The sequence below is a fragment of the Streptomyces nitrosporeus genome (genome assembly GCF_008704555.1).
GTDB classification, from domain to species: domain Bacteria; phylum Actinomycetota; class Actinomycetes; order Streptomycetales; family Streptomycetaceae; genus Streptomyces; species Streptomyces nitrosporeus.
Genome location: NZ_CP023702.1, coordinates 20,878 through 44,065, shown reverse-complemented (window position 1 = coordinate 44,065; position 23,188 = coordinate 20,878). Strand labels below are relative to the sequence as shown.

At 71.9% G+C, this 23,188-nt stretch carries 17 protein-coding genes and 2 pseudogenes; 13 read left to right on the top strand and 6 right to left on the bottom strand.

Annotated features, from left to right (window positions below; all coding sequences use genetic code 11):
• Window positions 1–32: 32 nt before the first annotated feature.
• Window positions 33–1,733 carry a ribulokinase gene (gene araB / locus CP967_RS00200; RefSeq protein ID WP_150485954.1) on the bottom strand — a complete coding sequence of 567 codons (1,701 nt, stop codon included), beginning with the start codon at window positions 1,731–1,733 and terminating at the stop codon, window positions 33–35.
• 604 nt (window positions 1,734–2,337) lie between these two features.
• Here araB and CP967_RS00190 point away from each other — a divergent pair.
• The 5 genes from CP967_RS00190 to CP967_RS35330 all read left to right on the top strand — a co-directional run bounded on the left by CP967_RS00190 (window position 2,338) and on the right by CP967_RS35330 (window position 7,624).
• A complete protein-coding gene (locus CP967_RS00190; RefSeq protein ID WP_150485952.1) occupies window positions 2,338–3,336 on the top strand; it encodes an ABC transporter substrate-binding protein in 999 nt (332 codons plus the stop codon).
• Between the two features lie 72 nt (window positions 3,337–3,408).
• Window positions 3,409–4,968 carry a sugar ABC transporter ATP-binding protein gene (locus CP967_RS00185; RefSeq protein ID WP_150485951.1) on the top strand — a complete coding sequence of 520 codons (1,560 nt, stop codon included), beginning with the start codon at window positions 3,409–3,411 and terminating at the stop codon, window positions 4,966–4,968.
• The gene (locus CP967_RS00180; protein ID WP_150485950.1) at window positions 4,965–6,065 is read left to right on the top strand and encodes an ABC transporter permease; all 1,101 of its coding nucleotides are present in this window, start codon (window positions 4,965–4,967) and stop codon (window positions 6,063–6,065) included. Before CP967_RS00185 ends, CP967_RS00180 begins: the two co-directional genes overlap by 4 nt.
• The gene (gene yjfF, locus CP967_RS00175) at window positions 6,062–7,087 is read left to right on the top strand and encodes a galactofuranose ABC transporter, permease protein YjfF (protein ID WP_150485949.1); all 1,026 of its coding nucleotides are present in this window, start codon (window positions 6,062–6,064) and stop codon (window positions 7,085–7,087) included. The genes CP967_RS00180 and yjfF overlap by 4 nt, the downstream gene beginning before the upstream one ends.
• Before the next feature lie 96 nt (window positions 7,088–7,183).
• Window positions 7,184–7,624 carry an aldose epimerase family protein gene (locus CP967_RS35330; RefSeq protein ID WP_150491611.1) on the top strand — a complete coding sequence of 147 codons (441 nt, stop codon included), beginning with the start codon at window positions 7,184–7,186 and terminating at the stop codon, window positions 7,622–7,624.
• A 651-nt stretch (window positions 7,625–8,275) separates the two neighbouring features.
• On the opposite strand, the gene CP967_RS00160 is transcribed toward CP967_RS35330, so the two are convergent.
• Window positions 8,276–9,289 carry a LacI family DNA-binding transcriptional regulator gene (locus tag CP967_RS00160; protein WP_167535488.1) on the bottom strand — a complete coding sequence of 338 codons (1,014 nt, stop codon included), beginning with the start codon at window positions 9,287–9,289 and terminating at the stop codon, window positions 8,276–8,278.
• A gap of 360 nt (window positions 9,290–9,649) precedes the next feature.
• Here CP967_RS00160 and araD point away from each other — a divergent pair, with 360 nt between their 5' ends.
• The 3 genes and pseudogenes from araD (at window position 9,650) to CP967_RS00145 (ending at window position 12,494) form a co-directional block, all read left to right on the top strand.
• Window positions 9,650–10,387, top strand: coding sequence for an L-ribulose-5-phosphate 4-epimerase AraD (gene araD / locus CP967_RS00155; RefSeq protein ID WP_150485947.1), 738 nt, complete (start codon window positions 9,650–9,652; stop codon window positions 10,385–10,387).
• 193 nt (window positions 10,388–10,580) lie between these two features.
• A pseudogene (locus CP967_RS00150) lies at window positions 10,581–11,679 on the top strand (alpha-L-arabinofuranosidase C-terminal domain-containing protein); the annotation flags it as partial.
• Window positions 11,680–12,008: 329 nt separating this feature from the next.
• Window positions 12,009–12,494 carry a GNAT family N-acetyltransferase gene (locus CP967_RS00145; protein ID WP_150485946.1) on the top strand — a complete coding sequence of 162 codons (486 nt, stop codon included), beginning with the start codon at window positions 12,009–12,011 and terminating at the stop codon, window positions 12,492–12,494.
• Between the two features lie 190 nt (window positions 12,495–12,684).
• Here the strand turns inward: CP967_RS00145 and CP967_RS00140 are convergent, their stop codons facing one another.
• On the bottom strand, window positions 12,685–13,323 hold the full coding sequence (locus CP967_RS00140) for a hypothetical protein (protein ID WP_150485945.1): 639 nt from the start codon (window positions 13,321–13,323) through the stop codon (window positions 12,685–12,687).
• A 519-nt stretch (window positions 13,324–13,842) separates the two neighbouring features.
• Between CP967_RS00140 and CP967_RS00135 the strand changes: the two genes are divergently transcribed.
• The 3 genes and pseudogenes from CP967_RS00135 to CP967_RS00125 all read left to right on the top strand — a co-directional run.
• Window positions 13,843–14,163, top strand: coding sequence for a hypothetical protein (locus CP967_RS00135; RefSeq protein WP_150485944.1), 321 nt, complete (start codon window positions 13,843–13,845; stop codon window positions 14,161–14,163).
• A gap of 655 nt (window positions 14,164–14,818) precedes the next feature.
• On the top strand, window positions 14,819–16,126 hold the full coding sequence (locus CP967_RS00130) for a DUF6357 family protein (RefSeq protein ID WP_150485943.1): 1,308 nt from the start codon (window positions 14,819–14,821) through the stop codon (window positions 16,124–16,126).
• A gap of 230 nt (window positions 16,127–16,356) precedes the next feature.
• Window positions 16,357–16,842, top strand: a pseudogene (locus CP967_RS00125) (transposase family protein); the annotation flags it as partial.
• 41 nt (window positions 16,843–16,883) lie between these two features.
• Here CP967_RS00125 and CP967_RS34395 read toward each other — a convergent pair.
• On the bottom strand, window positions 16,884–18,008 hold the full coding sequence (locus tag CP967_RS34395; protein ID WP_167535293.1) for a winged helix-turn-helix domain-containing protein: 1,125 nt from the start codon (window positions 18,006–18,008) through the stop codon (window positions 16,884–16,886).
• Window positions 18,009–18,032: 24 nt separating this feature from the next.
• Window positions 18,033–18,841, bottom strand: a protein-coding gene (locus CP967_RS00115; protein ID WP_150485942.1) for an IS5 family transposase whose coding sequence is annotated in 2 segments (ribosomal slippage) — window positions 18,033–18,487 and window positions 18,487–18,841 — 810 coding nt in all. Because the reading frame shifts where the segments join, the coding sequence is not laid out codon by codon here.
• Window positions 18,842–19,059: 218 nt separating this feature from the next.
• Between CP967_RS00115 and CP967_RS00110 the strand changes: the two genes are divergently transcribed.
• Both CP967_RS00110 and CP967_RS00105 read left to right on the top strand, forming a co-directional pair.
• Complete coding sequence (locus CP967_RS00110; protein WP_167535292.1) at window positions 19,060–20,259, top strand: MFS transporter; 1,200 nt, start codon at window positions 19,060–19,062, stop codon at window positions 20,257–20,259.
• Window positions 20,260–20,673: 414 nt separating this feature from the next.
• Complete coding sequence (locus CP967_RS00105) at window positions 20,674–21,405, top strand: restriction endonuclease (RefSeq protein WP_150485940.1); 732 nt, start codon at window positions 20,674–20,676, stop codon at window positions 21,403–21,405.
• A 713-nt stretch (window positions 21,406–22,118) separates the two neighbouring features.
• Here CP967_RS00105 and CP967_RS00095 read toward each other — a convergent pair.
• Window positions 22,119–23,165, bottom strand: coding sequence for a DMT family transporter (locus tag CP967_RS00095; protein ID WP_150485939.1), 1,047 nt, complete (start codon window positions 23,163–23,165; stop codon window positions 22,119–22,121).
• Window positions 23,166–23,188: the final 23 nt, after the last annotated feature.

The window sequence follows — 23,188 nt, the reverse complement described above, 5'->3', positions numbered from 1 at the left end:
AGGGCGTGGTGGGCGGCGGGAGTGACGCCGGGTCAGTCGGCGGCAACGGCCCGGTTGCGGATGCTCCTCAGCCGGTGCAGCAGCTCTCCGGTGCCGAAGAGGTCGTGCAGCGACCGGTACTCGGCGAAGAGCTCGTCGTAGGCGTCCGCCCGCGCGGGGTCCGGTGTGTAGACATCGCGCCGCAGGCGCCCCATGGCGGCGGTCGCCGCGCGCACGTTCGGATGCGCTCCGGCCGCGACCGCGGCGTGGATGGCCGAACCGAGAGCGGGACCCTGCTGCGAAGCCGCCAGCGAGACCGGGCGGCGCAGCACGTCGGAGTAGATCTGCATGAGGAGTCCGTTCCGGGCCAGGCCGCCGGCCACGATGAACTCGTGCACCGGGACACCGCCGTGTTCCAGGGCCTCGACGATGATCCTGGTACCGAAGGCCGTCGCTTCCAGCAGCGCGCGGTAGACGTCTTCCGGCCGGGTGGCGAGGGTGAGCCCGACCAGGACGCCGGAGAGGTGGTGGTCCACCAGGACGGAACGGTTGCCGTTCAGCCAGTCCAGGGCCACCAGCCCGTGACCACCGACCGGCTGCCCGGCGGCCTTGCGGGTCAGCAGCGCGTGCAGGTCCTCCCCGCGTTCGGCCGCCTCGGCGAGGTACTCCGGCGGGACGCCCTGGCTCAGGACCCAGGCGAAGACGTCCCCCACGGCACTCTGTCCGGCCTCGTAGCCGTAGGTGCCCTCGACGACGCCCCCGTTGACGACACCGCAGACACCCGGGATGTCCGCCAGCACCGGGGCGTTGACGATGTGACAGGTCGAGGTGCCCATGATGGCGAGCAGACGGCCGTCCTCCACGGCCCGGGCGGCCGCGGCGGTGACATGGGCGTCGATGTTGCCGGCCGCGACGGCGATGCCCTGCGGCAGCCCGGTCCACCGGGCCGCCTCCTCGGTCAGCGAGCCCGCCCGTGAGCCGAGCGCGGAGAGCGGGAACTCCAGCCGGGTCCTGGCGAAGTCGGCGAAGCCCGGGTGGAGAGCCGCCAGGTACTCCTCGTCGGGGTAGGCGCCGTCCTGGTGGATGCCCTTGTATCCGGCTGTGCAGGCGTTACGGGACTCCGAACCGGTGAGCTGCCACACGATCCAGTCGGCCGCCTCGATCCAGCGCGCACAGGCGTCGTAGACCCCGGGGTCCTCCTCCAGTACCTGCAGGGCCTTCGCGAACTGCCACTCGGCCGAGATCCTGCCGCCGTACCGCGTGATCCACTTCTCGCCGCGGGCGTGTGCCAGTTCATTGATCCGGTCGGCCTGGCCCTGAGCCGCGTGGTGCTTCCACAGCTTCGGCCAGGCATGGGGCCGGCCGGCGAAGGACGTCTCGACGAGCGGGGTGCCGTCCGCCAGGGCCGGCAGGACGGTGCAGGCGGTGAAGTCGGTCGCGATGCCGATGACCGAGCCGGGGTCCACACCCGAGGCGGCCACGGCCTCCGGCACGGCACGGCGCAGCACGTCCAGCCAGTCCCGCGGGTGCTGGAGGGCCCAGTCCGGGGGCAGCGGGGCGCCCGTACCGGGAAGGTGCCGGTCGATCACCCCGTGCGTGTAGTCGTGCACCGCCGAGGCCAGCTCCTCTCCGTCGCGCACCCGCACCACGACGGCACGGCCCGACAGGGTGCCGAAGTCCACGCCTACGGTGTACCGCTCGGAGTCGTCCGCGCGTCGAGGAGCTGGGGCTGTGGCGGGGTGGGGTGGTGTCACCGGATCGGCCTTTCGGGGAGTCGTGGCGTGGTGGCGGGCCGGGAAGGCGCGCGGTTGCGCGTCGCTGACGAGCGGACCGGGCGATCAGATGCAGTGTGAGCGCTAACAATCCGGGAATCAAGAGGTTCGCGTACACGCGGCGGGGTGCGTGACCGACGGGCGTCACCCGGCATGACGGACCGTCAACAGTGATAATCACCCCTGTGTGCGCCCGATTCGGGGGTACCGGTCCGCGCCCTTGTCGCCCGTGGGTGGGGGCGGCGGCGGTGGAGGCAGTCGCGTGGCCGCGCGAAACGATAACGGGAAAGTAACGCACACCGGGGGATTGAGAACCGGAGGTGTTAGCGCTCACAATGCAGCGGCGCCCTTCCTCCGGAGGGCCGTCCGCCCGTGCCGGTTCCTGGCGCCGGTCCGTCCGGCGGCAGCGGGGCCCCGTCGCCCCAAGCTGCCCGAAGACACCCGGAAGCCGTCCGGAAGACGCTCGAAGCCACCCGAAAACCGCTCGAAGCCACCCGAAGTCGCTCGACCAAGGCTCGTCGCACCGGCCGTACGTCTCCCTGCCGCGCCGGTGGCACCCCGTGAACTCCCGAAAGGACCACCCGCCATGGCCCGCAGAACCGCCGTCCTCGCCGGTATCGCCCTCATCGCGTCCACCGCGCTGACCGCCTGCTCCACCGAGAACCCCGACTCCGGTACCGCTCCGGGGCCCGGGGCGAAGCCGGACGGCGAGATCGTGCTCGGCTTCGCCCAGGTCGGTGCGGAGAGCGGATGGCGCACCGCCAACACCAAGTCCGTCCAGGAGGCGGCGAAGAAGGCCGGCATCACCCTGAAGTTCTCCGACGCGCAGCAGAAGCAGGAGAACCAGATCAAGGCGATCCGCACCTTCATCCAGCAGCGCGTCGACGTCATCGCCTTCTCGCCGGTGGTGGAGTCCGGCTGGGACACGGTCCTCAAGGAGGCCAAGGACGCCGGTATCCCCGTGATCCTCACGGACCGCGCCGTGGACACCCAGGACACCTCGCTCTACAAGACCTTCCTCGGCTCGGACTTCGTCAAGGAGGGCAGGTCCGCCGGTGAGTGGCTGACCGCCGAGTACGCGGACGACAAGGGGCCGGTCAACATCGTCGAACTCCAGGGCACCACCGGCTCCGCCCCCGCCAACGACCGCAAGGCCGGGTTCGCCGAGGTCATCAAGGGCGACGGCAAGTTCGAGGTCATCGCCTCGCAGACGGGCGACTTCACCCGGGCCAAGGGCAAGGAGGTCATGCAGGCGTTCCTGAAGTCCCACAAGGACATCGACGTCCTGTACGCCCACAACGACGACATGGCCCTCGGAGCCATCCAGGCCATCGAGGAGGCCGGGAAGCAGCCCGGCAAGGACATCAAGGTGATCTCGGTGGACGGGATCAAGGACGCCTTCGTGGCGATGACCCAGGGCAAGATCAACGTCGTGGTGGAGTGCAACCCGCTGCTCGGCGACCAGCTGATGGACCTGACCGAGAAGGTCGCGGCCGGGGAGGACGTCCCGGCGCGCGTGGAGACCGAGGAAGGCGTCTTCCCGCAGGCCGAGGCGGAGGCCGCGCTGCCCGGCCGCAGGTACTGACGCAGACCGCTTCGACGCGGGAGGGGGCCCGGCGAGGCGCCTCCTCCGCCACACCTCACGAGAGGAGGGCGGATGACAGTCCCATCCACCCCGCAGCCCCGGGCCGCCGCCGAGCGGCAGCCGGTGCTGGAAGCACAGGGCATCCGCAAGCAGTTCCCGGGCGTACTCGCCCTGGACGAAGTCGCCCTCCGGCTCTTTCCCGGCGAAGTGCACGCCCTGATGGGCGAGAACGGCGCGGGCAAGTCCACGCTGATCAAGGTGCTCACCGGGGTCCACCCCGCCGACGGGGGCAGCATCCTGGTCGACGGCCGGCCGCACGGGTTCGGTGACCCCCTCCAGGCCCAGCAGGCGGGCATCAGCACCGTCTACCAGGAGGTCAACCTCTGCCAGAACATCTCCGTCGCCGAGAACATCCTCATCGGACGTGAACCCCGGAGGTTCGGCCTCATCCACTGGTCCGCGCTGCGCAGGCGGGCCGCCGGCCTGCTGAAGGAGCTGGACCTGGGGCTGGACGTCACCAGCCCGCTCGGCGCGCACTCCCTGGCCGTCCAGCAACTGGTCGCCATCGTCCGGGCCGTGGACGTGTCGGCCAAGGTCCTCGTCCTGGACGAACCCACCTCCAGCCTGGACCGCGACGAGGTCGCCGAACTGTTCACCCTGATACGGCGCCTGCGCGACCGCGGAGTCGCCATCCTCTTCGTCACCCACTTCCTGGACCAGGTCTTCGAGATCTGCGACCGTGTCACCATCCTCCGCAACGGCCGCCTGGAAGGCGAGTACACGATCGGGGAACTCACCCCCGTGTCCCTGGTGCAGCGCATGACCGGCGGAGAGCTGACCACCCTCGACCAGCTCTCGGACCGGGCCCACCGCGAGGCGGCCGGCCGCTCGGAGGGCGAACCCTTCCTCCGGGCCCGGCAGCTGACGCGGACGGGATTCATCGAGCCGTACGACCTGGACATCCACCCCGGAGAGGTCATCGGCCTGGCCGGACTCCTCGGATCGGGCCGCACCGAAGCCGCGCGTCTGCTGTTCGGCGCGGACAGCGCGGACGCCGGCGAGCTGAGCGTGTCGGGGGAGACGGTCTCCCTGCGCACCCCCCGGCACGCCATCGCCCACCGCATCGCCTTCTGCTCGGAGAACCGCAAGGCCGAGGGCCTCGTGGGGGAGCTGACCATCCGCGAGAACATCGTGCTCGCGCTCCAGGCCGCACGCGGCTGGACACGGCCGCTCGCGCGTGCGAGACAGGACGAGCTGACCCGGCACTGGATCCGGGCCCTGGACATCCGCCCCGCCGACCCCGGGGCCCAGGTACGCCACCTCAGCGGAGGGAACCAGCAGAAGGTCCTGCTGGCCCGCTGGCTGCTGACCGACCCGCGCCTCCTGATCCTCGACGAACCCACCCGGGGCATCGACATCGGGGCCAAGGCCGAGATCCAGAAACTCGTCGCACGTCTCGCGGCGGAAGGCACCGCGGTGCTGTTCATCTCCGCGGAACTCGAAGAGGTCCTGCGCCTGAGCCACCGCATCGGCGTCCTCAGGGACCACCGGATGGTGGCGACCCTGACCAACGACGACAGCGTCACCCCCGAACGCGTACTCGCCACCATCGCCACCGGAGCGCACCCATGACCTCCCAGCCCGCCCGGGCCACCCCGGCGGGCGGCCCCGGGAAGCGCCTGACCGGCCACCGTCTGCTGTGGCCGTCGCTCACCCTGCTCGCCCTGCTGCTCGGCAACCTCGCCTTCACCCACGACTTCTTCGCCGTGCGGGTGCGCAACGGCCATCTGTACGGCAGCCTCATCGACATCATGCAGTTCGGCGCCCCGCTCATCCTGGTGGCACTCGGCATGACACTCGTCATCGCCACCCGCGGCATCGACCTCTCGGTGGGCTCCACCGTCGCTATCGCGGGAGCCCTGGCCTGCCAGTACATAGCGACCTCGTCCAGTCCCGGCAGCGTCGGCACCGTGCTCACCGCCGTCGCCCTCGCCCTCGGCGTGGCACTGGTACTCGGCCTCGCCAACGGACTGCTGGTCTCCCGGCTGGGCGTGCAGCCCATCGTGGCGACCCTGATCCTGATGGTCGCGGGCCGCGGCGTCGCGCAGCTGATCACCGACGGCCAGATCATCACCGTGAGCAGCGGCCCGTACAAGATGATCGGTGGCGGCCACCTGCTGATGTTCCCCTTCGCCGTGCTCCTCGCGGCCGCCGTCGTCGCCCTCACCTCCCTCCTCACCCGGCGCAGCGCGCTGGGCATGCTGATCGAGTCCGTCGGCGGCAACCCGACGGCCAGCCGCCTGGCCGGCATCCGCGCGGCCGGCCTGCTCACCCTGGTCTACGTGTTCAGCGCGGTGTGCGCCGCCGTCGCCGGACTGATGATCAGTTCCAACGTCTCCAGCGCCGACGGCAACAACGCCGGACTGTGGATCGAGCTCGACGCGATCCTCGCGGTCGTCATCGGGGGCACCGCCCTGACCGGGGGACGCTTCTCCCTGGGCGGCACCGTGCTGGGCGCGCTCATCATCCAGACCCTCTCGACGACCGTCTACACCCTCGGTGTCCCACCCGAGACCACCCTCGTCTTCAAGGCGGTGGTCGTCATCGTGGTCTGCCTCGTGCAGTCCCCGGCCTTCCGGTCCAAGGTCCTGCGACGGCGCGGGACCGCACCCCCACGTCCCACCACCCCGGCGGGCGAGGTCCTGCCGCACCAGGAGGCCCGCGCATGAGCACCGGCATCGCGAACACCGCCGCGTTCCTCACCCGGCCCTTCCGGGGAGCGGCCTCGGCCCGCGGCCGCACCCGTATCCCCCTGATGGTCACCGCCGTCCTGCTGGCGGCCATGTTCACCGTCGGCTCGGTGCGCTACGAGGGCTTCTTCTCCGCCCAGGTCGTGCTGAACCTGCTCATCGACAACGCCTTCCTCCTGGTCGTCGCCGTCGGCGTCACCTTCGTCATCCTCACGGGCGGCATCGACCTGTCGGTCGGCTCCATGGTGGCGCTGTCCACGATGCTTACCGCGTGGCTGGTGGAGCAGTACGACTGGCCGCTCGCCTCCGTCGTCCCGCTGGTGCTCCTCGTCGGCGGCGCCGGCGGGGCGCTGATGGGCTGGATCATCCACACCTTCGAGATCCAGCCCTTCATCGTGACCCTGGCCGGCATGTTCCTGGCCCGGGGACTCTGCTACATGATCAGCACCGAGTCCATCTCGATCAACGATCCGGCCACCGTCAGGATCGCGCAGATGCGCCTGTACGGACCCGAGGGCCTCTTCGTCTCCCTCTCCGTGATCATCGCCCTGGTCACCGTGGCGACCGCCTTCGTGATCCTCCATCACACCCGTTTCGGCCGGAACGTGTACGCCCTGGGCGGCAACGAGACCTCGGCGCGGCTGATGGGCCTGCCGGTGGGCGGCACCAAGGTCGCCGTCTACGCGATCAGCGGCCTGTGCTCGGCCCTGGGCGGACTGCTGCTCACGTTCTACATGCTCTCCGGGTACGCGCTGCACGCCATGGGCCTGGAACTCGACGCGATCGCGGCCACCGTCATCGGCGGGACCCTGCTGACCGGCGGATCCGGCTTCGTCCTGGGCACGGCTCTGGGCGTACTGGTCCTCGGCATGATCCAGACCGTCATCAACTTCCAGGGAACACTCAGCTCGTGGTGGACCCGCATCGTCATCGGGGCCCTCCTGCTGGTCTTCATCGTGCTGCAGCGTCTGATGAGCGGCCGCCGCCCCGCCGGCGAGTGAGGACCGGGGCCCGCCCCGGACACCGGCCACCGGACGTGCCGGAGCCGTCTCCCGCCCGGCGCGGCCTCCGAGCGGGCCGGCAGCCGGGGAACGCGGATCACGGGACATCCGCAGGAACCGGCCGGGGAACCGGCCCGGCAGAGGACACCGCCGCGGCGGCGGACCGGCCGCCCTGGGCGCCGGCCCGGCACGGGCCCGGGGGAAAGACGGGCCTTCGGACTCCCGGGGCAGGCACGCGCGGAGGTTCACCGACTCGGTGCCCGCCCGCACTCCCTGCTCCTGCCCGGCCGGTGGGGGCACTTCGCCGAGACCGTCTCCGGCGCCCGGGACGCCGCCCAGGCCCGTGGGCCCGGGGGCTGTTCCGGGGCGGCGGCGGGCCGCGTCGCCGGCGGCCGGCTCCCGGTGGACGGCGCCGTCCACCAACTGGACACGCAGGCGGACGGCCACGCCCTGCACGGCGGGCCCGAGGGGCCCGGCCAACGCCTCTGGAACTGCGGACCGTTCCACTCCGCCGCCCGCACCGGTGTCCGGCTCTGACCGCGCGGACCGCACCGCGGCCAGGGCTCCCCCCCGGAGCGCTGAACGCGCGTGTCACCTACACGTTCGGCCGGGACGGGAACCTCGCCCCGGCCCACCACGCCGTGGCCGACGCGCCCGCCGTCGTCGACCTCACGAACCACGCGTACGGGAACCCGGAGGGGGGAGGGGCGCGGCAGCGCGCCCGCCCACCGCCTGCGGACCGGCGCGTCGCTCCACACCCCTGTCGGCGCGGACCTCATCCCCCGGGGCGGGCACCGGTCCGTCAGCGATTCGCCGTTCGGCCCGCGGCGCCCCCGCCGGCTGCCGGACGCCCTGACCCGCGCGGACACGCGGCTCCTCCTGGACGGAGGCGGATCCCACCACCACTACCGGGTCCTGGACGGCGGCAGGCGCTCGCTGCCGCGCAGGGCGGCCGTACTCCACGCCCCCGTCCCGGGAAGACGCCTCGAAGCGCGCACCACCGAGCCGGGCATCCGGGTCCACAACGGCGAACGGCTTCTCCGGCGAGATCGTCGGCACGCGCGGCCACCCCTGCCGCGCCTGCGCCGGTGTGGCCCTGGAGACACAGCACTTCCCCGGCTCACCGCCCGCGACGGCTCACCGCCCGTCACGGCTCACCGGCCCGTGCCCGGAAAGGGGTTGCTCTCCTCAGGCCGTGCGCCGCCGCGCTGTGCTCGCGCGAACGATCAGCTCGGGGGCGACCGTGACGTGCCTCGGCTTCTCCTCCCTGCCCTCGATGTGGTCCAGAAGCAGCGCGATACTGCTCTGGCCGAGCGAGGCGAAGTCCTGCCGGATCGTGGTGAGCGGGGGCGGGAAGAACTCCGCCTCCGGAATGTCGTCGAAGCCGGCGACCGCGACGTCCTCCGGCGTCCGCACACCGACCTCGCGGAAGGCCCGCAGTACCCCGAGCGCCATCTGGTCGTTGGCGACGAACACGGCCGTGAGGCCCGGCCGGCGGGTGGAGGACGCCATGACGCGGCCTGCCAGCTGCTGCCCCGCCTGGTATCCCGACAAAGGGCTCCAGTCGCCCCGCAGAGGGGGAGGCACCTCGGCCCCCGCGTCACGAAGGGCGCTTTCCCACCCGGCGGTGCGGGCCTCGCTCTCCAGCCAGTTCTCGGGCCCGGCGACATGCCACACGGTGGAGTGCCCGGCGGCGAGGAGGTGTTCCGTGATCATGCGGGCCCCGAGGTGCTGGTCCAGGGAGACCCCGGGGAGGCCGAGGGCGTGGCCGCCTTCCACCGTCACCATCGGGCACGGGGCGTCGAGGGCGGCCAGCGCCTCGACCGTGTCGCGCTGGGGGGTGATGGCGATGACCCCTTCGACACCCCAGGTGCCGAGATGCTGCATCGCTTCGGTGAGCGCCGCCTCGGTGGCCGTCCGCAGGGTGACGGCCGACACCAGATAACCCCGGTCCCGTGCCGCCTCCTGGACGCCGGTGAGCGTACTCGCCGGCCCGTGCAGGGTGGTGTTCACCGCGATGACGCCCAGGGTGTGGGTGCGCCTGGTGGCGAGGGCACGCGCCGCCGGGTTGCGCCGGTAGCCGAGCCGTTCGATGACCTCCGTCACGGCGGCCCGGGTCTTGGGACTCACGTTGGGGTGGTGGCTGAGCACGCGTGAGACGGTCTGGTGCGAGACGCCCGCCGCGCGCGCCACGTCCGACATGGTGGGCGCCCTGAGGGCGCCGGGGACCTGGGGCAATCCATTTCCTTCCGGGGGGAGCGGCAGCTCTCTCCAAGGTACCGCCCGGCTTCGCCCCCACCCCGGGGGACCCGGGGCGGGGCTTTTGGGGCAACTACGAGTGTTTGCGCTCACAACCTCCCTGGGCTTCGGCCGGGCCGAGCCCACAAACATCTTGCGAAGGACTTGAGTGTGCGACATGTTAGCGCTCACAATTTGGGGAGTGTCAGCTCGCGCCATGCGAGTTCTTCGCGCCGGTCCAGGCCGGTGCGGTTCTCGCCTTGAGTCTGAATCGACCTATCGAGCCCGCTTGTGGGGCCCTGTCCGGAATACGGTGAGAGTGTAGTGAGCGATACGAGCCTCAAGAGCCTTCGGCGAGAGGTGCTGGCGGCCAACCTGCGCATCCCGGAGGCAGGCCTGGCCACGCTTACCTGGGGGAACGTGAGCGGGGTGGACCGGGAGGCGGGCGTGTTCGTCATCAAACCCTCCGGCGTCTCCTACGCCGACCTCCGCGAGGAGGACCTGGTGGTGGTGGACCTGGAGGACGGGCGGGTGGTGGAAGGGGAGCTCCGGCCCTCCACCGACACCGAGACCCACCGCTGCCTGTACCGGGCCTTCCCCTCCCTGGGCGGTGTCACGCACACCCACTCCGTCCACGCGGTGGCCTTCGCCCAGGCCCGCTACCCGATCCCCGTCCTGGGCACGACGCACGCGGACACCTTCAACGGAGCCATCCCCGTGACGAAGGACCTCACCGCCCAACAGTGCGCGCGGGACTACGAATACAACACGGGCCAGGTGATCGTGGCCATGCTGGAGGGCGACGGGGCGCGGGCCGACGCGGTGCCCGGGGCGCTCGTCTCCCGGCACGGGCCGTTCACCTGGGGCGCCACCGCGACGGCCTCGCTGGAGAACGCCATCGTCTGCGAGGCGGTGGCGGAGATGGCCCTGCACACCCTGGCCCTCCGGCCGGCCCCCCTCGGCCCCTCGGAACCTCCACGGCACCTCCTGGACAGGCACTACACGCGTAAGCACGGGCCGGACGCCTACTACGGCAACGCCCCTTCCACCGGCTCTCGTTGACGGGCCGACGGGGAAGGCCGGGCACCGGTGCGGGGCCCTTCGGAGGCGGGCTGCTCCTCGGTGCCCCGGAGGCGAACGGGTAACCGCCTCCCGCCGCTTCCGGACAGCACTTCTGCCGGTGCTCTTCCGGCACCGGCGCGGCGGTGTTGCCGATGACGGTACGGCCCGGCACGGCCCGGCACGGCAGTCGACCATGGGGCGAAGGCGCTTGCCGGACACAGGTTGTGTTCCGGAAGGCGCGGGGGAGGGGCCCGGCGGCCGTGACCAGGACCCCCTGGACCTCATCGAGTTCGCGAACGGGCCGGTGACGTCCCCCGGTGCGGCAAGCGCGCGGGCAGGGGCCCCCGAGCCGTTCGGCCTCACCCACACCGAGGCCGGCAACGAGGAGAACCTGCCTCACGAGTTCTTCGAGCGCTTCACACAGTTCCGGGCGGCCATCGAAGCGAAGTACCCCGACGTCACGGTGGCCTTTGACTCCGGGCCCGCCGCCTCCGGCACCGCCTGGGAACTCAGCCGCGACGCCGGCGTGGCCATGGTCGACGAGCATCACCACAACAGCCCGCAGTGGTTCCCGGAGAACAACAACCGCTACGACACGTACGACCGCTCCGGCCCCGAGGTCTTCCTCGGTGAGTACGCTTCCCAGGGGAACACCTTCGGCGACGGCCTGGCCGAGGCCGCGTTCATGACCGGTCTGGGACGCAACGCGGATGTCGTCGAACTGGCCTCCTGCGAGCCCCTCCTCGTCAACGAGGACTACGTGCAGAGGCAGCCCGACCTCATCTGGTTCAACAACCAAGCGGCCCGGGGCCCGGCCGACTACGAGGTCCAGAAGCTGTCATGAACAACGGAGGCGACCGGGTCGTCCTCTCCACAGCCACCGGCACACCGGCCCTCGACGGCCCGGTCTCCGGTGCCGTCGGCCTGTCCACGTGGGCGACGTCCGCCTCCTGCGACGACGTACGGGTCACATCGGAGGACGGACGGTACGCCCCCATGGCCGACGACTTCTCCGGCGCGGTCTCCGCCGGCGACTCGGGGCCGGGGACCGGTGACCTGATCGGCAAGGTCGTCAACGCCCAGGGACCGCGGCACGCACCGGCATCGATTCCGGCGGGGCCCGGGTCGCGCCCAGAGCGCGGGTCACCACGCTGGCGGCCGGCCCAGCCGCTGTGAACAGCGGGACCGCCACCCCCCTCACCCCGGTGACGTCCACCCTGACCGGGGTGCCAGGCTCCTTTCCGTACACCTTCCCGGCGAACTCGGTCACGTTCCTGGGGACCAGGGAGAAGGAGCAGTCGCGGAACAGGGCTCCCGGGCCACGGGTACCGGCATCTCGGGCAGAGGCAGCGGATCACGACGGCCTGGCTCGGCGCCGGGCGCGGTGTGCGCGGCGCGCTCGGCCGGTGGGATGAGGGCGCCCGGCCGGGTGGGCCGTGTGTCCTGTGAAACCGTCGCCGGCGGGGAGCCGGAGGGCCGGCCACCACGCGCCTCGCGCCGTCCCGCCCGGAAGGGGAGCGGCCGGCCCGGTGGCAGTTCGTTCCTGAGCCACAGGTGAAACGCCCACGTGGCAACACCCTCGGCCGGAGCCCCCGTTCGCCCGCCACGTATCGTGTGCCGAATGGAGATTCGCGTTGCCACAGACGAGGACTGGCCGAGCATCTATCCGTTCTACTCCGCGATCATGACCGAGGGGCGTACGTACGCGTTCCCCGAGGGGCAGAGCCTCGACGAGGCAAAGCCGTGGTGGATGGAGCAGCCGCCGGGGCGCACGGTGGTCGCCGTCGTCGACGGCAGGATCGTGGGCTCGGCGAAGATGGGGCCGAACAAGCCGGGACGCGGCTCCCATATCGGGACGGGCTCGTTCCTTGTCGACCCGGCCCACCAGGGCAAGGGCGTCGGCCGCCGGCTCGGGGAGTACGTCATCGAGTGGTCCCGCGAGCAGGGTTTCCGGGGCATCCAGTTCAACGCGGTCGTGGAGGTCAACGAGCCGGCGGTGCACCTCTGGAAGTCGCTGGGCTTCGAGGTCGTCGGCACCGCACCGCTGGCCTTCGACCACCCCGACGCAGGACTCGTCGGCCAGCACATGATGTTCCGTCCGCTCTGAACCGGGCATGGCGGTGGCCCCGCGCCGGAGCCACCGCCATGAGGGGCGGGACGGATGCTCACACCTCGACGGCGTACACGTCCTCGCGCAGCTTCTCGGCCAAGAGGTAATCCCGGCCGAGCTGTCCGGCGTCCTGGCCGGTCCGGCACACCCGCACCCCGTCGGGGGGTTGTCTGTGGGGTGGTGGCCGTCAGCCGGGGCTGAGTTCCACGGTCGTGGTGACCTGGGTGAGCGCGGGTTTCCTCGGCACTGAGCCGAAACCGAAGCGCACGGGCGGTTCGACAGGAGCTGGCGTTCCCAGACCGGTGCCTTCGAAGACTCCGGAGACGAGGTGTGCCGGTCGCAGGTCCCGGGCGCTGTACCACTCGCGGCGGCCTGTGCGGGCGCTGCCCCGGGTCCGTACCCCGGGCAGCAGCAGCCGGGCCGGCCGGTCCAGGAGGGCGCTCCATGCCGGCCGGCGGGCGAGTGCGCCGGGCACGGCGCGCAGCAGGAGGCCCAGTGGGCCGCGCCGTCCGGTGACGAAGCGCAGCGTGAGGGGGCCGGCTGTCACGGTCCAGGTCCGTCCTGTGACGCCGACCTGCACCGGTACGACGTGCACGGCGTCGAAGACGTACGTGGCGGCGATGAAGTCCGCCGTCTCCCGTGTGGGCGCGAACAGCAGCCGCTCGCCTCCGGCCCGTTCCAGCATCACGTCGCTGAACGCGCCGAAGGGGGAGTGCTGCCAGTGGCCGAGCACCACACGCGTCCCCGAGGAGGAACCCAGGCCCGCGATCCAGCCCTCGAAGCGCACCCTGCGCCGGGACGCGTCCCGTACGGGGGACCGGTTCATCGTCGGCCTCCGGCCGTACCGGAGCCTTCTCCCGGGAGATGCTTCCCTCGACGGGCAGGGCAGCGGGTTGCCACGTCACACATGCCGGACTCCTTCCTTAAGGCACACGATCGGCGCGCTCACCGGCAAGACCGGAGGGCCCGCCGTGCGCACCTGGCCGCGTGCGCCGTCGTCCACTTCACTGTCGCCTTTTTTACCCCTGTCCGCCTGTGTGCCCGGCCGCCTCACGGCCGGTGTCCTGGCCCGTGCGGTGCCGGTGGGCCGATACCTTCGGCCATCGGGGCCGAGACCCCAGCAGTCGCGGTCCGGCTATCCGGCCGGTGAGCCGCATGCGGCTGCCCGAAGCCTTCGCGTAGCACACGCGGGCGGGCAGAGACGTGTCCGAGAAGTATGGGGCGGACCGGTACGTCACCTACCTCGGGCTGGACTCCGGCCGTGCTCGGGCGGCTGTGGGAGGGGTGCGGCGAGGCGAACCGCTCCGGGTCCGATGGAGGCTCGATCCTCCGGGAGGACCGAGTCATGACACGCCCGTCCCTCTGTCCGCCCGAGCTTCATGAGCACGCGGCGCGCGTGGTCGCGGAGACCGGTCCCGACCACCGGAACGAGTGGGCCGAGACGAGGACGGTCGCGGCCGAGCCGGGAACCGGTGCGGCCTGGACGGTGCGGGCCGGGGTCCGCGAGGGCGGTGCCGGCCGGCGGCCCGGCGACACGCCCGAGGAGGCCGAGGAGATCAAGTGGCTCGGAGCCGGTGGCGCAGAGTTGAGAGGGGCCGACGGGATCCTGGAAGCGGCCTCGGCTTCCTTCGTGGCCGGGTTCGGCCGGCTGTCGAAACGCTCGTAGCGTTCATCGACGCACACCGCCAGGTATCCGCCCCCGGGCTGGTCTGCCGCGCTCTGACCAGCCATGGACCGAAGACCGCGACGAGCAGCTACTACGCTGCCGAGAACCGCACCCCCCAGTATCCGGCCGGTCCGTGACACCGAGCTGGAGACGCAGACCAGCCGAATCCATGCGGGCAACTCCAGCGTCCGCAAAGTCCGAAAAGCCTGGTGGCAGCCGCACCGCGAAGGCATACCGGCGGCACGCCGCACCACCGCCCGCCTCCTCGGCGCCGGTGTCTGCGCCTGACCGGTGCGGTCGGCAGTGCCCCGGACGACGCGCTCATGGAATCCCGGACCGGTCTCTACGCAACGGAGCCGGCCGAAGCGCGCAAGCCCCGGCACGGCCCCGCCGGCGCCGGATTCGCCCCGCGGTACGGGTCGACCGGTTGGACAACCGGCGTCTTCGCACAGCGATCGGCGACGTCCCGTCCCGTGGGCAGGGGACCAGCTACCGCGCTCAACTCCAGCCCGGCCGCGGCTGGAGTTGAGCGCATCGTGCCTCCACCGATACCGGACGGTTCATGATGGGCAGGCGGCTTCGTGCGGTGGCTGTCGATCGCCGCCGCACCTTGTCAGAACCCGACCCGATTTCCGCAGCCTTGGGGGCAGAGCCCATGAGAGACATTGTCTTCACACGCAGGAGCGGGTGGGGTGTGGAGGTGATCCGCGAGGGCGGGGAGCTGAGGCTGATGCTCGGCGGCGGAGCGGACGCCAACCATGAGCCCCGCACGTTCACGTTCCCGATCGGGGAGGCCCATCTTTCGGTGATACGGGAGGACCTGGCCAGGCACCTGCTGCTGTGGAGTGCGGTCCTTCCGCTGTGCGACGCCGCCGGCACCCGGGGCCGGCTCGACGAGAACGCCGCCGTGGCGCTCCTGGACCCGATCCTCCTCTCCCCGCCCGCGGACGTCGACACGCTCTTCCGGCACATCCGGTGGGACAGGGGGCGGCTCATCGCCCACGGGGCCGACATCGGTCTGCTCGAACGCGGTCAGGTCTGCGCGGCGATGCGCGGGGCGACAGAGGCGTCCGACGGGAAACGGGCGCAGGAGTACCACGCGGACCGGCGTCGCGCCGTGCGCGGAGTGGTCCTCGCTCCACTCGACGCCGCGGTTCTGCGGTACACGGGCCAGTACCTGCACGGCGCGACGATCCCGGGACGGATACCCGATGCGGTGGACCCCGCGCTGCTGCCCGAGGTCATGCGTGTGATCGCCACCGCCGAGCAGGCGTGCGCCGGCATGCGGATCGGCCTCGATCCGCGGAGGGGGAAGCGCGCCACGGACAAGCGCGCCTGGGAGCGGATGGCGGCGACGGCCGGGACGGCCGTGCGCCGTGCGTACCCTGACCTCGTCGATGACGCGGTACGTACCGTGGGTTTCCTGATCTGTTCGGAGGCCGCGGGCCGCTCCAGGAGCACGCCCGTCGAGGATGACGAGGAGGCCGCGGGCGATCATCCCGGGGCCGGCGGGGAGGCGAGGAAGACGGCCCTGTCGTTCACCGACGACAAGGGCGTCGAGAAGAAGTGGCGCGCGGGCGCATCCCGCACCGCCACCGCGGAGTTCTGGGAGTTCGTCGGCGATCGCTCTGCCGCGGACAACGAGGTGTTCACCATCGAGGACGAAGAGATGGGCGAGGGGATCCAGCTCCATTTCTACGCGGACTCCGCCGCCCGGGTCACGACGGTGCACAAGGCCGAAGGCGGGTCGGATCCGGAGTACCGGGTCGAGTACAGCCTGGTCGACGGGATCGAGGGGTACCGGAACCTGGTGAGCGTCTTCGTCCGCGGCGGCTGTGCCGCCCTTGGACAGCACGGCTTCTGGATGCCGGATGCCGCTGAGCTGGAGCGCGCGCGCCGGCACCGCGACGCCGGGCAGCCCTCCGCAGCGGGCCCGCGTACGGGCCGCCGGCAGGACCTGTGAACAGGCGGTGGGCGCCGGTCCTGCGAAGGCGGGCCCGGCCCCGCGTCCCGCCTCCGCTCTTCCGGCGGTGTTCATCGACCGGCCCCTGGCCGCTCTTGTCCATCTCTGTCACGGAGTGACCCATGACGTGCTGGCCTGCTGATTCAACGTGGACCGCTCCACCATCACCCGGACCATCGGCGAGGTAGGGCCCCTTGCTCGCCGGGCGGGGGTGCACGACCAGCCCCGGCGTGCGGCTGCGGCCCCTTGCCGAGGTCATCGGCCGCCTCGGCGCGACCGGGAAGACCGGCATCACCGACGGCACCGGGATCCGGGTCCGCCGCCCGGCAGTCCGGCGCAAGGGCCGGGACAGGTACTTCTCCGGGAGGAACAAGCAGAACACAGTCAAGGCCATGGTCCTCACCGGCGGAGGCGGGCGGCTTCTGTTCAGCAGCCCGACCACACCCGGAAGCTACGGGGACATCACCGACGCCCGCCAGTTGGGGTTGGTCAAGCTCCTGGCGGACGGTCCAGCGGTGGAGATCCTTGCGGACGTCGGCTGCCAGGGCCTGGGCGCCCGGACCGGCGGACGCGTGGTGACGCCACCCCGTCGCAAGTTCAGGAAGAACGCCCCGGACTGGTACGAGGAAATGCACCAGCGGCAGCGCAGAGCGCCTTCCTCCCGCCGCGTCCGGGCCGGGCACAACGTCGCCCGCCTGAAGGACTGGCGGGCACCGGCCCGTCATCTCGGCCGCCGCGAACGGATGAGCGACATGGTTCAGGTCGTTGCGAGTCTGCTGCCGCACCGGCGGGCCGTCGATCCGAGGCCCCGACGACAGCGGTGGGCGCCGGCCCCACTGCGGAGTTCTGGGGGTTTGTCGGCGATCGCTCTGCCGCGGAACACTGGGGGTTTCTGTGCGCTGTCGTAGTGCCTGGTTGGTGGTTTTCGGGAGGTGTCTGTTGGTCGGATGTGTCGGGTGCGGTCGAGGAGGCGGGCCGCGGCGAGGGCGGAGAGGTGCTGGCTGACGGCGGCGGGGGTGACGTTCAGGCGGTGGGCGAGTTCTGTGGTGGTGGCCGGTTCGGCGAGCAGGGCCAGCAACCGGGCGCGGGGGCGGCCGAGCAGGCATTCCAGGGCATGGGGTGTGGTGGGTTCGTGCCGCTCGGTCAGGAGGGCTGTGCCGCGGGTGGTGTAGACGATGTGGGGCGGGGCGTCGCGGCCGAGCATGGTGGAGACGCCGTCGACGAAGCAGCTGGGGGTCAGGAGCAGCCGGCGGCCGTCGATGGGGATGTCGTCGGTGGTACTGGCCCAGGGGCCTCGCCGGTGGATGCTGAGGATGCCGTTCTGCCAGGTGAGCCGCTCACTGATGCCCGTGAACAGCAGGCCGGCTCCGTGCTCGGCCAGGATCCGGGCCCGGTGTGCGAGATCGGTTTCGAGGAGTGAGCGGAGGCGGGGCCAGAGGGGCAGCAGGCAGACGTTCCAGTACGACTCCAGCGCGTCGGCGATGTCGGCCAGGAGCCCGGCCGGATCGTGCAGGCCGGCAGCGAGCCGGGGCGGGACCGGCTCGCCGAGCGGGGCGAAGGTCTGCTCCAGGCCGGGGCCGAGCAGCGCGGGGTCGGTGGCCCGCAGGGCGGCGAGTTCCGCTCTGATGTCGGGCGCGGGCACGGCGGGGCGCGGGGTGAGGAGATCGGGGACCCAGTAGCGCCGCCGGGCCACGAGAGCGGTCAGCAGCTCATGGTCGAGCTGTTCGAAGGCCGGTCGGGTATTGGCGAAGGCGTTTTTCATATGGGGCATGCGGGGGGAGTGAGGTCCCCATATGCGCAGGCTGAGGACGGTCTCCTGCAGAGGGGAGTACGCGAAGGAGGTGGCGGCGAGGTCGGCCAGGCCGAGGCGGAAACGAATCATTAAGCCCCAGTCTTAGAAGTCATCTCATTTGGCGAGTCGGCGGTAGCAGATGAGGGTGCAGGTGATGCTGGTGAAGGCGAGGAAGTGGTCGGCCTTGTGTTCGTAGCGTCGGTGGAGTCGGCGGAAGCCGGCGAGCCAGGCCATGGTGCGTTCCACGGTCCAGCGGTGGCGGCCCAGCCGTTGGGAGGGCTCGACTCCCTTGCGTGCGATGCGGTGGGTGATGCCGCGTTCGCGTAGCCATCGCCGCAGGTGGGCGTAGTCGTATCCTTTGTCGGCGTGGAGTTTGGCGGGCTTGCGCCGTCGCCGGCCGCGGCGTGAGCGGATCGGTGGGATGCCCTTCACGAGGGGTATCAGGGCTTGGCTGTCGTGCAGGTTGGCCCCGGAGATGCCGACGGATATGGGCAGACCGGTCCGTTCGGTGATCAGGTGGATCTTCGAGCCGTACTTGCCCCGGTCGACAGGATTCGGACCTGTCAGGTCCCTCTTTTCAGGGCTCGCATGTTCACCGAGTCGATCGCGCACCTTGACCAGTCAAGCTCGCCGCGGGCACCGAGTTCGTCGAGGACCAGGCGGTGGAGCCTGGCCCACACCCTGGCCTTCGACCACTCCGAGAACCGCCGGTGGGCGGTCGCTCCGGACGGGCCGAACGACGCCGAAGGCAGCTGCTGCCAGGTACAACCTGACGTGGCCACGAAGACGATCGCCGCCAGCACTTCCCGGTCGCCGTACCGACGCCGACCACCACCCTGCGGCCGCGACGGCGCCTCCGGCACCACCCGCTGGAACAACGCCCACAACTCGTCCGGCACCAGCCGCTCAACGATCCCCACCATGGCTCACAGACTACCGAGTCGCCCAAATGAGATGACTTCTTAATCCATTCCGGCTTGTGCGCGTGCGGGCTTGGCTGACGGCCATGAGTACCGCGCCATCATCTTCTTCCTCTACGTCTCTTCCGGTTTCGCCGTCCCCGGCCCGGCTCCGGGCCGGGGCGGAGAGGTCCAGGCCGGCGGCTGACCCCGTCGTGCGGTCCCTGGGTCTGCTGATCGTCGTGAACGCGACAGGCAACGGCCTGTTCCTTGCTGTCAGCATGCTCTGGTTCACCCGCGGGCTCGGCTACTCCACGGGCCGGATCGGCCTCGCGCTCACCCTCGCCGGGCTGTGCGGCGTTTTCGCCGCCTACCCCGCGGGCCGGGCCGCCGACCGGTACGGTGCCAAGGAGGTCCTCGCCGTCCTTCATGTCCTCCAGGCCGCCGCGATGGCCGCCTTCGCCTTCGCCGGCACCTATCCGGCGTTCGTCCTGCTGGCGTGCGCGGTCACCGCCGGAAGCAGGGCCAACGCCGCCGTGCGCAGCACTCTCTACGCGCACAGCCTGCCGGCCGCCACCCGCACCCCCGCCCTCGGTCTGCTGCGCGCCGTCAACAACGCCGGCATCGGCGCGGGTGCCGCCCTCGGCGCCGGAGTCGCGGCTTTCGGCCACCACGGCGCCTACCAGGCCGCGATCCTCGCCAACGCCCTCACGTTCCTGCTGGCGCTGTTCCCCCTGCGCTCGGTCCGCGCCACGCACCCGGTCGCGGAGAAGCCCGTCACCGACCGGCCCGGCGGCTCCCGCCGGCCGAACCGCTCCGCTTCCCCCGGCCGCGGTCCGGGTGCACTGGGAGACCGCCCCTACCTCGCCGTCACGGCGCTCAACGCGATCGTCAACATGCTCTACGTCGTCCTGGAGGTCGCTCTGCCGCTATGGCTCACCGGTTACACGAACGCCCCCCGCCCCCTGGTCGGCGTCCTCCTCGTCCTCAACACCGTCCTCGTCGTCACCCTGCAGGTCCGGGCCGGCCGCGGCGCCACCGAACTCCCCGCCGCGGCACGGGCTTTCCGCCTCGGCGGCCTGCTCACCGCCCTCGCCTGCGTCACGGCCGCCGCAGCCGCGCACCGCGCCCCGGCCGCCGCCAGCGTGATCCTCCTGGCGGCCGTCCTGCTCCTGACCCTGGGCGAGGTCACCTCCCAGGCCGGCAGCTGGACACTCGGCTACGCCCTGGCACCCGATCATGCCCAGGGCGCCTACCAGGGCGTCTTCCAGACCGGCATCTCCCTCACCCAGGCTCTGGGCCCCCTCGCGGTCACCACCCTCGTCCTGCCGCACGGCACCACGGGCTGGCTCGCGCTCGGTGCGGTGTTCGGCGGCGCGGCACTCGCCCTGCCGCCGACGGCACGCCGAGCCGAGCGGCGCCGTCCCGTGCCGGACCCCTGACCTCGCACGGCGGCCGCTTCGCCGCATCCGCCACGCGGCCGGACCGGTGCGCCTTCTGCGAGATCCGGCCAATCGGTTCCTTTGCGTCATCATCCGGTGACCTGGAGGTACGGACTGCGGGATGCGGATACACAGAGGGGTCGAAACGAGACCGAGGGTGGTCCGGGGGCGGAAGAGTGTGCTGACGATCAACACGGGAGCACTGCTCGCCGTCATCGTCTGCTGCGGCTGCGGCTGCGGCTGCGCCGGTGCGCCGAGGCCCGGAGCCGGAACGACGAGAAGCTGACCGTGATCACCGTGCTCGCTCCCGGCACCGTATCGCTCCGTCCCCGCCGGGCGTGGGCCTCGGCGGCCTCTGGGGCCGACTCGCCTTCGGCATCACCCATTCCTCCCGCTGGAAACGGAGCGCGCCTGATGGCCGACCGCCGCCCACCGCCCCGCCGCCGGCCTGCGGCACGTCGTCCCGTACGCCGCAGCACGCCTCGGCGCCGGCGTCGTTCGCGCCGGCGGCAGCGCCAGGACACTCAGCTGCTCCTGCTCGGCTCCGGTGCCGTCGCAGGCCTCGCCCTGGTCTGGGCGGTGGTCTCCTGGCTGCTGGTCAACTGGTGGGTGCTGGTCGTACTCGGGGCCCTCGCCGCCGTCGGCACGGCGGTGCGGGTCCACCGGTACCGCCGGCAGCAGGCATGGGACCGGGTACGGCAGCAGGCACTTCGCTACGGACTGCCGCAGCTGGACGCCCTGCACCACCGCGACTTCGAGTACGCGATCCGCGACCTGATGCTCCGTGACGGGTGCGCCGACGCCCGGCAGATCGGCGGGGCCGGCGACAACGGCGCCGACGTCCTGGCCACCGACCCCCTGGGCCGCACCTGGGTCATCCAGGCCAAGCACCGCAAGGACGGGGACCGCGGCTCAGCCGTCGGCACCCCCGACCTCCAACGGGTCAACGGCACCGCCCGCCAGCTGTACGGCGCCGACATCGTCCTGGTCGTCACCAACGGCCGTTTCTCCACCCGCTGCGCACCCCTGGCCCAGCAACTGCGCATGCACCTGGCCGACCGGCGCATCCTCGCGGCCTGGGCGAGCGGCGGACGTCCGCTGTGGGAACTCCTCCCGCGGATCCCCGCTCCCCGCAACGGCCGGTGACCGGGCGAGGTGCGGCCGGACCTTCACCTGGCAGCCGTGCGTTCACCCCGGCGGGTGTCAGGTGGCCGGCCGCCGTCGGCGTCCTGCCCTTCACGGAGCCGCGGTCCGTGCGAGGCCGGCGCCCGGCCGTCCGGTACGTACGGCGTCAGGTGGACCAGGGCACTGCCCCCGTGCGGCCGGAGGCGGGGCGGGCGCAGCGGAAGACGGTACCGCTTGTGGGCGGCCTTCTTCCGGGCGACGGCATGGGGCTGCCTCCGGGGAGCGGAAGCAGCCCCCGGGCCGGCTCGGGCCGCCTGCAGGAGCCGGCTCGGGCCGCCTCCGGCGGTTCCTTGCGACAGGGACCGAGCGGTCCTACGGGGCCGAGGCCTGCGGTGCACACGGTCGTCGTGCCGGTTCCGGTCAGATCGCCGTGGGAGATCCAGGTGCTCCCGGGCGGTGTCGTCCAGACCATGTGGCGGAGGCGGTCACCGGGTCCTGACGTGGCGGCAGAGGTTTTGGGCCGCGTACACGCCCGGGCCGCCGGAGCCGACGGTGTCCGTGCGTCCGTCGCCGGTGATGCCGGCGAGGACGTCGCGTGCCGGGTCCGGCCCGCCAGCTGTGCTGGGTGCGACGGGTGTGTCGACGGTGTGTCTTCGCATGCGGAGCCGGGGTGCGGGGCGCCCTGGTGGGCGATCGCACGCTTCCGGCGGGCGGTGGCAGCGGGCAGGGTGGTATCAGCGGCGGTCGCGGACCGCGCCCGGCCGTCGCCGGTCCGCCGCCGCGACCCCAGGTGCGCGACGGCCTCCTGCGCCCGGGCGGCAGCGCCCGGGCGTCCGTCGTGCAGCGGCCCGGCCCGGCCCCTCGGTGGCGGCGAGGAACACCACTGCGGACATCAGAAGAGCCGTGCCGGTGAGGACGGCCGCGTTGAGCTGCTCGCCGAGGACCAGGACGCCGATGGCGGCCGCGGTGACCGGTTCCACCAGGGCGACGACGGAGGCTGTGGTCGCCCGCACAGCGCCGAGGCCGGCGAAGAACAACGTGTACGCCAACGCCGTCGGCACGGCCCCGAGGTAGAGAACCAGGCCCAGCGTCCACGCCGGTCGCCCCATGTCGGGCAGCAGGCCCTCCAGCAGAGCCGTCGGCAGAAGACAGACCGTGCCGACCGCGAAGCCGGTGACCGTGGACTCGAACACCCCATCGGCGTTATCCCGGCCGGAGAGGCGGCCCAGCAACGTCACGCCTGCGTAGCCGGCGGCGGAGAGCAGCGCGTAGCCGATGCCCGGCGCGGGAGCCGGTCCGGTGCTCCCGTCCGCACCGCCCGTCAGCAGCACCAGGCCGGCGACGCCGCTCGCCACCGCGGCAATTCCGGCGGCGCCGGCGCGCTCGCCCAGCGTGAGCCGGGCTCCGGCAGTCACCAGTAGCGGACCCGCGCCCAGGGTCACCACCGTGGCCACGGTCAGCCCGGCCTGCTGCACGGAGGCGAAGTAGGCCGTCTGGTACACCGCCAGCCCGAGGCCCGTGATCAGGGCGCGCCGCGGGTTCGCCGCGAACGCCGCGCGCAGCGACAACGCTGTTCCCGGCCGCCGGGCCCGTCTGACCAGGTGAGCTGCCAGGAGCAGCCCGAGTCCCGCCAGGAACCGCCAGAACGAGACCGAGACGGGGCCGATGCCGCCGACGTCGTACAGTACGGCGGCCACGGCACCGCCCGTGCCCCAGGCCGTGGCCGCGATCGCGACATGGAGAGCACCCCGCCGGACGGGCAGGGCGGAAGAGGACTGCAACGGAGGTCTCCTCGGTCGGTTGC

Excerpts from the sequence above, each read along its gene's own strand:
- CP967_RS00190 (WP_150485952.1), top strand. The coding sequence starts at position 2,338 with ATGGCCCGCAGAACCGCCGTCCTCGCCGGTATCGCCCTCATCGCGTCC.
- CP967_RS00185 (WP_150485951.1), top strand. The coding sequence starts at position 3,409 with ATGACAGTCCCATCCACCCCGCAGCCCCGGGCCGCCGCCGAGCGGCAG.
- CP967_RS00180 (WP_150485950.1), top strand. The coding sequence starts at position 4,965 with ATGACCTCCCAGCCCGCCCGGGCCACCCCGGCGGGCGGCCCCGGGAAG.
- yjfF (WP_150485949.1), top strand. The coding sequence starts at position 6,062 with ATGAGCACCGGCATCGCGAACACCGCCGCGTTCCTCACCCGGCCCTTC.
- CP967_RS00160 (WP_167535488.1), bottom strand. The coding sequence starts at position 9,289 with ATGTCGGACGTGGCGCGCGCGGCGGGCGTCTCGCACCAGACCGTCTCA.
- CP967_RS00145 (WP_150485946.1), top strand. The coding sequence starts at position 12,009 with ATGGAGATTCGCGTTGCCACAGACGAGGACTGGCCGAGCATCTATCCG.
- CP967_RS00140 (WP_150485945.1), bottom strand. The coding sequence starts at position 13,323 with ATGAACCGGTCCCCCGTACGGGACGCGTCCCGGCGCAGGGTGCGCTTC.
- CP967_RS00135 (WP_150485944.1), top strand. The coding sequence starts at position 13,843 with ATGACACGCCCGTCCCTCTGTCCGCCCGAGCTTCATGAGCACGCGGCG.
- CP967_RS00130 (WP_150485943.1), top strand. The coding sequence starts at position 14,819 with ATGAGAGACATTGTCTTCACACGCAGGAGCGGGTGGGGTGTGGAGGTG.
- CP967_RS34395 (WP_167535293.1), bottom strand. The coding sequence starts at position 18,008 with ATGATTCGTTTCCGCCTCGGCCTGGCCGACCTCGCCGCCACCTCCTTC.
- CP967_RS00105 (WP_150485940.1), top strand. The coding sequence starts at position 20,674 with ATGGCCGACCGCCGCCCACCGCCCCGCCGCCGGCCTGCGGCACGTCGT.